This is a genomic window from Kitasatospora sp. NPDC001683 (assembly GCF_053596495.1).
In genome coordinates, this window is record NZ_JBSFGK010000163.1 from 1 (window position 1) to 10406 (window position 10406).

Below are 10406 nucleotides of genomic sequence, written 5' to 3' on the forward strand. Positions count from 1 at the left end.
CGCCCTCCGACCACCCCGCACCGTCGGCCGCCGCCGAGAACGACTTGCACCGCCCGTCCGGCGATCCCACCCGCTGCCGCGAGAACTCCACGAACGTACGGGGTGTGGCCATGATGGTGACCCCGGCCGCCAGGGCGAGCGGGCATTCGTCGTTGCGCAGCGCCTGCGCCGCCAGGTGCAGGGCGACCAGCGAGGACGAGCACGCCGTGTCGACCGTCAGGGCCGGTCCGGTGAAGCCGAAGGTGTAGGAGACCCGGCCGGACAGCACGCTGGGCGCTCCGCCGGTGAGCACCAGGCCTTCGACCTCGGCGGGGGTCTCCTCGATCGTGGGGCCGTACTCGTGGCTGCTGGAGCCGACGAAGACGCCGGTGCGGCTGCCGTGCAGCGGGGCCGGGTCGATGCCCGCGTGCTCGAAGGCCTCCCAGGCGGTTTCGAGCAGCAGCCGCTGCTGCGGGTCCATCGCGAGCGCCTCGCGCGGCGAGATGCCGAAGAAGCCCGCGTCGAACTGGCCCGCGTCGTGGACGAATCCGCCCTCCCGGGTGTAGCTGTGGCCGACGGCCTCCGGGTCCGGGTCGTACAGCCGGTCGAGCTCCCAGTCGCGATCGGTCGGCAGTCCGCCGATGGCGTCGACGCCCTCGGCGACGATCCGCCACAGGTCGTCCGGCGAGGCGACCCCGCCGGGGAAGCGGCAGGCCATGCCGACGACGGCGATGGGCTCGTTCGCCTTGCGCTGCGCCTCGTCGAGTTGCCGCCGCACGTCGCGCGCGTCGGCGATCGAACGCTTGAGGTATTCGCGGAGCTTGGATTCGTCGGACACGCGAGGTCACTCCCCTGGTGTGGTCAGGTTCGGCGGTGCGAGGGAACAGCGGCGGGCCGTACGGGCCGTGCGGGTCGTCCGGGCTACGGCCGCTCCTGGTCGACCAGGGCGAACAGCTCGTCGTCGGTGGCCGTGTCGAGGTCGGTGTCGGGTTCCCCGTCCGCCACGGCTCCCGAGCCCGGGCCCGCCGCTGCGGGCCCCGCCACCGCGTCGAGCAGTTCGCGCAGCCGGTCGGCGACCCGCTGGCGTGCCGTCTCGTCGCCGAGGAGGTCCGGCAGGTGGTCGCCGACCGCCCGCAGGCCGGCCAGCACGGGCTCCTCCTCGGGGTCCGGCAGATCGAGCCTGCCGAGGAGGTGGTCGGCGACCAGCGCGGGGCTCGGGTGGTCGAAGACCATGGTCGCCGGGATCCGCAGCCCGGTCAGGGCGGCCAGCCGGTTGCGCAGTTCGACGGCGGTGAGCGAGTCCACGCCGAGTTCCTTGAAGGCGCGGGCGTCGCGCACCAGGGCCGGGTCGGTGTGGCCGAGCACCGCGGCGACCTGCGCGGTGACCAGGTCGAGCAGGGTGCTCCGCCGTTCCGCGGCCGGAAGCCGGGTGAGCCGGGCGACCAGGGACTCCGCTCCGCCGTCGCCGGTGGCCGCGGCGCGGCGGACCACCGTGGTGCGCACCAGGTCCCGCAGCGGCGCGGGGACGGCCGCGGGCTCGGCGCGCAGCGCGCGGGTGTCGAGCCGGGCGGGGACCACGACGGGTTCGCCGGCGGACAGCGCGGCGTCGAACAGGGCGAGCCCCTCCGCCGAGCCCATCGGCACCAACCCGCTGCGGACCATCCGGGCCCGGTCCGCCTCGGCGAGGTGTCCGGTCATCCCGCTGGCGTCTTCCCACAGGCCCCAGGCCAGCGAGGTCGCGGCCTGTCCCCGGGCCGCGCGGTGGCGGCCGAGCGCGTCGAGGAAGGTGTTGGCGGCGGCGTAGTTGGCCTGTCCCGGCGCGCCGTTGACGCCGGCGATGGAGGAGTAGAGGACGAACGCCGCCAGGTCGAGGTCGCGGGTGAGCTCGTGCAGGTGCCAGGCCGCGTCGATCTTCGGGCGCAGCACGCGGTCGACCTGTTCGGGGGTGAGCGCGGTGAGCACGCCGTCGTCGAGGACGCCGGCCGCGTGGACGACGGCGGTGAGCGGGTGCTCGGCCGGGATGCCGTCCAGTACGCCGGCCAGGGCCGCGCGGTCGGCGATGTCGGCGCCGACCACGGTGACCTGCGCCCCGGCCGCGGTGAGCTCGGCGACCAGATCGTCGATCCCGCGCGCCGCCGGGCCGCTGCGGCTGACCAGCAGCAGGTGCCGCACGCCGTGGTGGTGGACCAGGTGACGGGCGAGCAGGGTGCCGAGCAGGCCGGTGGCGCCGGTGATCAGGACGGTGCCGTCCGGGTCGAGCGCGGGCGTCATGGTCAGCACGTTCTTGCCCACGTGCCGGGCCTCGCGCAGGTGCCGGAAGGCGTCCTTGGCCCGGCGGACGTCCCAGGCCCGGACCGGGGAGAGGGTCAGCGCGCCGGCCCGGAACAGTTCCAGGACCTCGCGCAGCATCTGTCCGATCCGTTCCGGCCCGGCGTCGACCAGGTCGTACGCCCGGTAGGCGACTCCGGCGTGGTCGCGGGCCACGTCGTCGGCGGCACGGATGTCGGTCTTGCCCATCTCCACGAAGCGGCCACCGGGCACGGTGAGCCGCAGCGAGGCGTCGACGTACTCGCGGGCCAGCGAGTTGAGCACCACGTCGACGCCGCGCCCGTCGGTGGCGGTGCGGATCCGCTCCTCGAAGTCGAGGGAGCGGGAGGAGGCGCGGTGGGCCTCGTCGAGACCGAGGTCGCGGAGCACCGCCTGCTTGGCCGGGCTGGTGGTGCCGTAGACCTCCGCGCCCAGGTGGCGGGCGAGTTGGACGGCGGCCATGCCGACGCCGCCGGTGGCCGCGTGGATCAGCACCCGTTCGCCGGCCTTCAGCCCGGCGAGGTCGACCAGCCCGTAGTAGGCGGTCAGGTGGACCACCGGGACGGACGCGGCCTCGGCGAAGGTCCAGCCCTCGGGCATCGGGGCGATCATGCGGCGGTCCGCGACGGCCACCGGGCCGAAGGCGTGGAAGAACATTCCCAGCACGCGGTCCCCGGGGGCGAACTCGGTGACGCCGGGGCCGACTTCGGTGACGATGCCGGCGCCCTCGCTGCCGAGGACGATCCGCCCCGGGTACATGCCGAGGGCCATCAGCACGTCCCGGAAGTTCAGCCCGCCGGCGCGCACCGCGACGCGTACCTGACCGGCCTCCAGCGGGCGGTCGGCGGCGTCGGCGGGCACCAGCGTCAGGCTGTCGAGGGTGCCGGCCTCGGGGATCTCCAATCGCCAGGCGGGCGCGTCCGGGACGGGCAGGGCGGGCCTGCTCGCGGCCGGGACGAGCCGGGGCACGAACAGCTCGGCACCGCGCAGCACCAGCTGCGGCTCGCCGGAGGCCAGCGCGGTCGGCAGCAGCCGGGCGGCGGCCTCGCCGTCCAGGTCGATCAGCCGGAACCGGCCGGGGTTCTCGGTCTGGGCGCTCGCCAGCAGGCCCCAGACGCCCGACTGGGCCAGGTCGGCGGCGAGGGCGTCGGCGGTCACCACCACCAGCTCCGTCCCCTCCAGCCGGTCGTCGGCGAGCCAGTCCCGGAGCAGCTCCAAGGTGCGGTGCACGGCCCGGCGGGCGCGGTCGGCCGGGTCCGGGCCGTCGGGTACGGCGACCGGGGCCAGCACGACGGCCGGGCGGTGGTCGGCCGCGGCCACGGCGGCCGGGTCGGGGTGGGTCACGGGCGCGTCCTGCTCCGCGGGCCACCAGGCGGGCGGTTCGCCGAGGACGGCCCAGTCGCCCGCGTCCGGCTCCCCGGGGCCGGGCCGCAACGGGACCAGCTCCACCAGGTGCAGTGCGTCGGGGGCCCCCGTGGCGGCGGCCAGCGCCTCCCGGGCAGCGGGCCGCAGCACCAGGGAGTCGACCGTCAGCACCGGGGCGCCGGTGCCGTCGGCGACCGCCACGGAGACCGCGTCGGGCCCGGCCGGGCTGAGCCGCACCCGGATCCGGGTGGCCCCGGAGGCGTGCACGCGCACGCCCCGCCAGGCGAACGGCAGCCCGCCCTCGCGGTCGTCGGCGAGCAGCAGGGGGTGCAGGGCGCTGTCGAAGAGCCCCGGGTGCACCAGGTGGCCGTCGGCGTCCGCCGCGTCCAGCCCGGCCTCCGCGTAGAGCTCGGCGCCGTGCCGCCACAGCCGGGTCAGGCCCTGGAAGCTCGGCCCGTACCGGAAGCCGTCGGCGGCGAGCCGCTCGTACGCTCCGTCGAGGTCGACCTCCACGGCGCCGGTCGGCGGCCAGGCGCGCAGCTCGACCGGGGCGCCGCCGACCGTGCCGAGCACGGCCTCGACGTGGTCGCTCCACGGCGGGGCGGCGGCCTCGGTCTCCGGGCGGGAGTGGACGGTGACCTGGCGGCGACCCTCCTCGTCGGCCGGCGAGACCACGGCCCGGACCAGCACGCCGCCGCGTTCCGGGACGACCAGCGGCGCGGTGATGGTCACCTCCTCCAGGCAGGGCGCGCCGACCCGGTCGCCGATCGCGGTGAGCAGCTCGGCGAAGGCGGTGCCGGGCAGCAGGACGCGGTCGAAGACGGTGTGGTCGGCCAGCCAGGGCACGGCGGCCCGGGTCAGGCGGCCGGTCAGCACCAGTGCGCCGTCCGGCAGGTCGACGGCGGCCCCGATCAGCGGGTGGCCGCTGCCGGCCAGGCCGGCGGCCGAGACGTCGGTGTCGGGGCCGACCGGGTCGAGCCAGTACCGCTCCCGCTGGAACGGGTAGGTCGGCAGCTCGACCGCGGGGCCCCCGGAGCCCTCGAAGCAGCGGGTCCAGTCCACCGGGACGCCGTGGACGAAGAGTTCGGCGGCGGCGGTGAGGAACTGGTCGAGCCCGCCGCGTCGGCGGCGCAGCGAGCCGGTCACCACGGCACCGGCCCGGTCGGCGTGCTCGGCCCGGTCGCGGATGCCGACGGTGAGCACCGGGTGCGGGCTGCACTCGACGAAGACCCCGTGTCCCGTCGCCAGCAGCTCGCCGACCACGTCGTCGAGGCGCACGGTGCGGCGCAGGTTCTCGTACCAGTACTCGGCGTCCATCGCGGCGGTGTCGTGCGGCCGTCCGGTGACGGTGGACCACATCGGCACGTCGCCGGAGACGGGGGCGAGGTCGCGCAGCTCGGCCAGCAGCCGTTCGCGGAGCGGTTCGACCTGGGCGGAGTGCGAGGCGTAGTCCACCGGGATCCGGCGCACCTCGACGCCGGCGGCGACCAGTTCGGCCTCGAAGCCGTCCAGCGCCTCGCTCCAGCCGGAGACCACGGTGGCCCGAGGACCGTTCACCGCCGCCACCGAGAGCCGCCCGTCCCAGCCCTCCAGGGCCCGCGCCACCTCGTCGGCGGGCAGCGGGACCGACAGCATGCCGCCGGTGCCCGCCAGTTCGGTCAGCGCCCGGCTGCGCAGGACGACGATCCGCGCGGCGTCCGTGAGGGAGAGGCCGCCGGCCACGTGCGCGGCCGCGATCTCGCCCTGGGAGTGGCCCAGCACGGCGGCCGGGGTCACGCCCAGGGAGCGCCACAGCGCCGCCAGCGAGACCATCACCGCGAACAGCGCGGGCTGCACCACGTCGACCCGCTCCAGGGACGGCGCGTCCTCGTTCCCGGCCACGGCGTCCAGCACCGACCAGCCGGCGAGTTCGCCGATGACCCGGTCGCAGGCGCGCATGGACTCGGCGAACACCGGTGCGGTGTCGAGCAGTTCGGCGGCCATGCCGAGCCACTGGGAGCCCTGGCCGGGGAAGACGAAGACCACGTCACCGGGCTGGTCGCCGCGCTCGCCGACCACCGCCAGGCGGTCCGGCTCCCCGGCGGCCAGCGCCCGCAGCCGGGCCCGCAGCTCGTCGGGCGCCCCGCCGACCACGACCGCGCGGTGTTCGAAGAGCGAGCGGGTGCCGAGCAGCGAGCTGCCGACCCGGGCCGGCTCGTCCGCCGGCCACTCGGCGAGCCGGGCGGCCTGTTCGCGCAGGGCGGCGGCGCTGCGGGCGGAGAGCACCCAGGGCACCACGGCCGGCGGGGTACGGTCGGTCGCCTCGGTCGCCTCGGCCGGTTCCTCGGCCGGGGCCTGCTCGATGATCACGTGGGCGTTGGTGCCGCTGATGCCGAAGGCCGAGACGGCGGCCCGCCGGATGCCGTCCTCGTGCCACGGACGGCTGTCGGCGAGCAGCTCGACCGCTCCCGAGGCCCAGTCCACGTGCGGGGACGGCCGGTCGGCGTGCAGGCTCCGGGGCAGTACTCCGTCGCGCAGCGCCATGACCATCTTGATCACCCCGGCGACGCCGGCGGCGGCCTGGGTGTGCCCGAGGTTGGACTTCACCGAGCCGAGGTACAGCGGCCGGTCGGCCGGGCGGTCCTGCCCGTAGGTGGCCAGCAGGGCCTCGGCCTCGATCGGGTCGCCGAGCCGGGTACCGGTGCCGTGCGCCTCGACCACGTCCACGTCCTGGGTGGCGAGGCCGGCGTTGGCCAGCGCCTGGCGGATCACCCGCTGCTGGGACGGCCCGTTGGGGGCGGTGAGGCCGTTCGAAGCGCCGTCCTGGTTGACCGCGCTGCCGCGCACCACCGCCAGCACCCGATGGCCGTTGCGCCGGGCGTCCGACAGCCGCTCCAGGACGAGCACCCCGACGCCCTCGGACCAGCCGGTGCCGTCCGCCCCGGCCGAGAACGGCTTGCACCGCCCGTCGGGTGACAGACCGCGCTGGCGGGCGAACTCCACGAAGGTGCCGGGCGTCGACATCACGGTGACGCCGCCGGCCAGCGCCAGCGAGCACTCCCCCGCCCGCAGCGCCTGGGCGGCCAGGTGCACCGCCACCAGCGAGGAGGAGCAGGCGGTGTCGACGGTGATCGCCGGCCCGGTCAGGCCGAAGGTGTAGGACAGCCGCCCGGAGAGCACGCTGCCGGTGTTGCCGGTCAGCAGGATGCCCTCCAGCTCCTCGGGCATCCGGTCCACGCTCGGCGCGTAGTCGTGGTACATCTGCCCGGCGAAGACGCCGGTGCGGCTGCCGCGCAGCGCGGCCGGGTCGATCCCGGCGCGCTCCAGCGACTCCCACGCGGTCTCCAGCAGGAGCCGCTGCTGCGGGTCCATGCCCAGCGCCTCGCGCGGCGAGATCCCGAAGAAGCCGGCGTCGAACTCGGCGGCCCCGTGCAGGAATCCACCACCGGTGGTGTAGGTGTGTCCGGTCCGGTCGGGGTCCGGGTCGTGGAGGTCGGCGGGCCAGCCGCGGTCCTCCGGGAAGCCGGAGATCACGTCGCGGCCCTCGACCACCATCCGCCACAGCTCCTCCGGGGAGTCCACCTCGCCCGGGTAGCGGCAGGCCATGCCGACGATGGCGATCGGCTCGTCCGGCCGGACCGGTGCCGCCGGTGCCGACGCGGCGTCCGTGCGCTCCCCGCCCAGCCGGGCCAGCAGGTGGTCGGCCACCTGCCGGGGCGTCGGGTAGTCGAAGACCAGGGTGGTCGGCAGCTTCGCACCGACCGCGGTGGACAGGCCGTTGCGCAGTTCGACGGCGGTCAGCGAGTCGAGGCCGAGGCTCTGGAAGGTGCGTTCCACGTCGAGCGCTTCGGGGTCGGCGTGGCCGAGCACGCCGGCCGTGGCGTCCCGGACCAGCCTGACCAGCGCGGCCTCCCGGTCCGCGGCCGACAGGGCGGCGGGCAGGGCCGCGGTGGACGCCGGGCCGCCGGCGGCGGTCCGCCGTCCCGGGGCTCCGGTCCGCACCAGCCCGCGCAGCAGTGGCGGCACCTCGCCGGCCGGCACGGCGGCCGCGTCGAAGCGCATCGGTACGACCAACGCCCGGTCCTGGCGCACCGCCAGGTCGAACAGGCCCACGCCGGTGTCGTGCGGCAACGGCAGCACGCCGGTCCGGGCCATCCGGGCGAAGTCGGCGCCGCTCAGGGACTCGGCCATGCCGCCGGCGGGCGCCCACAGGCCCCAGGCGAGCGAGGTGGCCGGCAGGCCCTCCCGGGCCCGGCGCACGGCCAGGGCGTCCAGGAAGGCGTTGGCGGCCGCGTAGTTGGCCTGGCCCGCGGCACCGATCTGGGCCGAGATCGACGAGTAGAGCACGAAGGCGGTCAGCCCCAGTTCCCGGGTCGCCTCGTGCAGCGCCCAGGCGGCGTCGACCTTGGGGCGCAGCACCGCGTCCAGCCGCTCCCCGGTCAGGGCGGTCACGGTGCCGTCGTCCAGCACGCCGGCGGCGTGCACGACGGCGGTGAGCGGGTGCTCGGGCGGCAGGTCGCCCAGGACCGCCGCCAGCGCCTCGCGGTCGGCGGCGTCGCAGGCCACGACGGTGGCCTCGGCCCCCGCCTCGGCCAGCTCCGTCCGCAGCCGGGCCGCCGACGGGGCGGCGGGACCGCTGCGGCTCAGCACCAGCAGCCGCCGCACGCCGTGGACCCGCACCAGGTGTCGGGCCAGGGCGGCGCCCAGCTCACCGGTGCCGCCGGTGAGCAGCACCGTCCCCTCCGGGCCGAAGGCCTGCTCCGGCGCGTCGGGCGCGGGCGCGAGCCGGGCCAGCCGCGGGGCGAGCACGGCGCCGTCGCGCAGCGCGAGCTCCGGCTCCGCCGAGTCCGGCACCACGGCCGGGTCGGGTCGGCCGTCCACGGCGACGATCCGGAACCGGCCCGGGTGCTCGGTGGCCGCCGACCTCAGCAGCCCGCGCACCCCGGCCGCCGTCACGTCGCCCTCGTCGAGCAGGAAGACCAGGCAGGCGTCGGCGAACCGCTCCTCGGCCAGCCAGCCCTGCACCAGGCGCAGGGCGTTTCCGGTCAGCTCGTGGGTCGCGGCGACGACGTCGGCGCCACCGGCGGGCACCGTCACCACGGTGAGCGGACGGACCGGGCCGGACAGCTCCGCCGGATCGCCGTCCCAGGGCAGCGCGGCCCACTCGCCCGGGTCCGCCGCGGAGGCCTCGACCGGCACCCAGTCGATGTGGAAGAGGTGGTCGGCGGCGGGGTCGGCGGCAGCGCTCGCCGCACGCCAGGTCAGCGCCTCGACGGTGACCACCGGACGGCCCTCGGCGTCGGCGAGCCGCAGTGCGACCAGGTCCGGACCGATCGGAGTGATCCTCACCCGCAGCCGGTCGGCGCCGGTCGCGTGGACCTCCACGCCCTGCCAGGCGAACGGCAGCACGCCCGGCCCGTCCTGGCGCACCGCGCCCGGCAGCCACGGGTGCAATGCCGCGTCGAGCAGCGCGGGATGGACGACGAACGGGTCGTCCGTGCGGCGCACCTGGAGCTGGACCTCGGCGCAGATCTCTTCGCCGGCCCGCCAGAGGCGGCGCAGGCCGCGGAAGGCCGGACCGTAGGCGTAGCCGTGCTCGGCGAGGCGGTCGTAGACGTCCACCGCGTCGATCTCTACGGCGCCGGGCGGGGGCCAGGCGGCAGCCGCGCCGGGGGCGTCCAGGGCCTCGGACGGCGTCGCGGAGGCGCGGCCGAGCACACCGCTGGCGTTCCGGGTCCAGGCATCCTCGGCGGTGCTGCTGCCACCGCCGGTGCGCGAGTGGACGGCGACGTCCCGGCGCCCGGCGGCGTCGGCGGCCGAGACGGTCACCCGCACCAGTGCCACACCGTGCTCGGACAGGGCCAGTGGCGAGGTCACCGTCAGGTCCTCGACCCTGGGCGCCCCCACCCGGTCACCGGCGGCGACCACCAGCTCCACGAACGCGGCACCGGGCAGCAACAGACCGCCGGGGACGACGTGGTCGGTGAGCCAGGGGTGGCTGGACAGCGAGATCCGCCCGGTCAACACCAGCCCGCCGTCCGGCAGTTCGACAGCGGCAGCGAGCAGCGGATGGCCGGCCTCGGACAGGCCCGCCGAGGAGACGTCACCGGCGGAAACCGGCTCCAGCCAGTAGCGCTCACGCTGGAACGGGTAGGTCGGCAGGGCGACGCGCTGGGGGTCGTGAGGGGCGAACAGGACCGGCCAGTCGACGTCCGCGCCGTGGACGAAGGCGTGCGCCAGCGCGGTCACGGCCTGCCGGTACTCGCTACGGTCCTTGCGCAGCACCGGGACGGCGTTGTCCGCGAGGGCGGACAGCACACCGTCCGGGCCCAGCTCCACCCAGGCGCCGGCGTTGGCGACTTCGAGGGCGTCGGCGAAACGGACCGTACGGGACACGTGCTCGACCCAGTACTGCGGCTGCGACCACTCGCCCTCGACCGGGCGGCCGGTGACCGAGGAGACCGCCGGGAGCTGTGGTTCACGGAAGTTCAGGCCTTCCACGACGGTGCGGAAGTCGTCGAGCATCGGCTCCATCAGCGGCGAGTGGAAGGCATGGCTCACGTCCAACTGCTTCGTCCGCCGACCCGCCAGCCCCTCGATCACCTTCAGGACCTCGGCCTCGACGCCCGAAACCACCAGCGACGTCGCCGAGTTGACCGCCGCAATCCCCACACCGCCGGCGAGTAACGGCGTGACCTCGTCCTCGGCGGCCTCGACCGCGACCATCACCCCGCCCTCGGGCAGGGCGTCCATCAAACCGGCACGGGCACGCACCA

Annotated in this window: 2 protein-coding genes; both read right to left on the reverse strand. The window is 76.1% G+C overall.

Annotated elements, in window-relative coordinates; genetic code table 11:
- On the reverse strand, positions 1-817 hold an 817-nt coding region (locus tag ACWCYO_RS39135; protein WP_449786864.1), incomplete at its 3' end, for a beta-ketoacyl synthase N-terminal-like domain-containing protein.
- Positions 818-900: 83 nt separating this feature from the next.
- Entirely contained in the window at positions 901-10383 is a 9483-nt protein-coding gene (locus ACWCYO_RS39140; RefSeq protein WP_449786865.1) for an SDR family NAD(P)-dependent oxidoreductase, read from the reverse strand.
- Between the last annotated feature and the right edge of the window lie 23 nt (positions 10384-10406).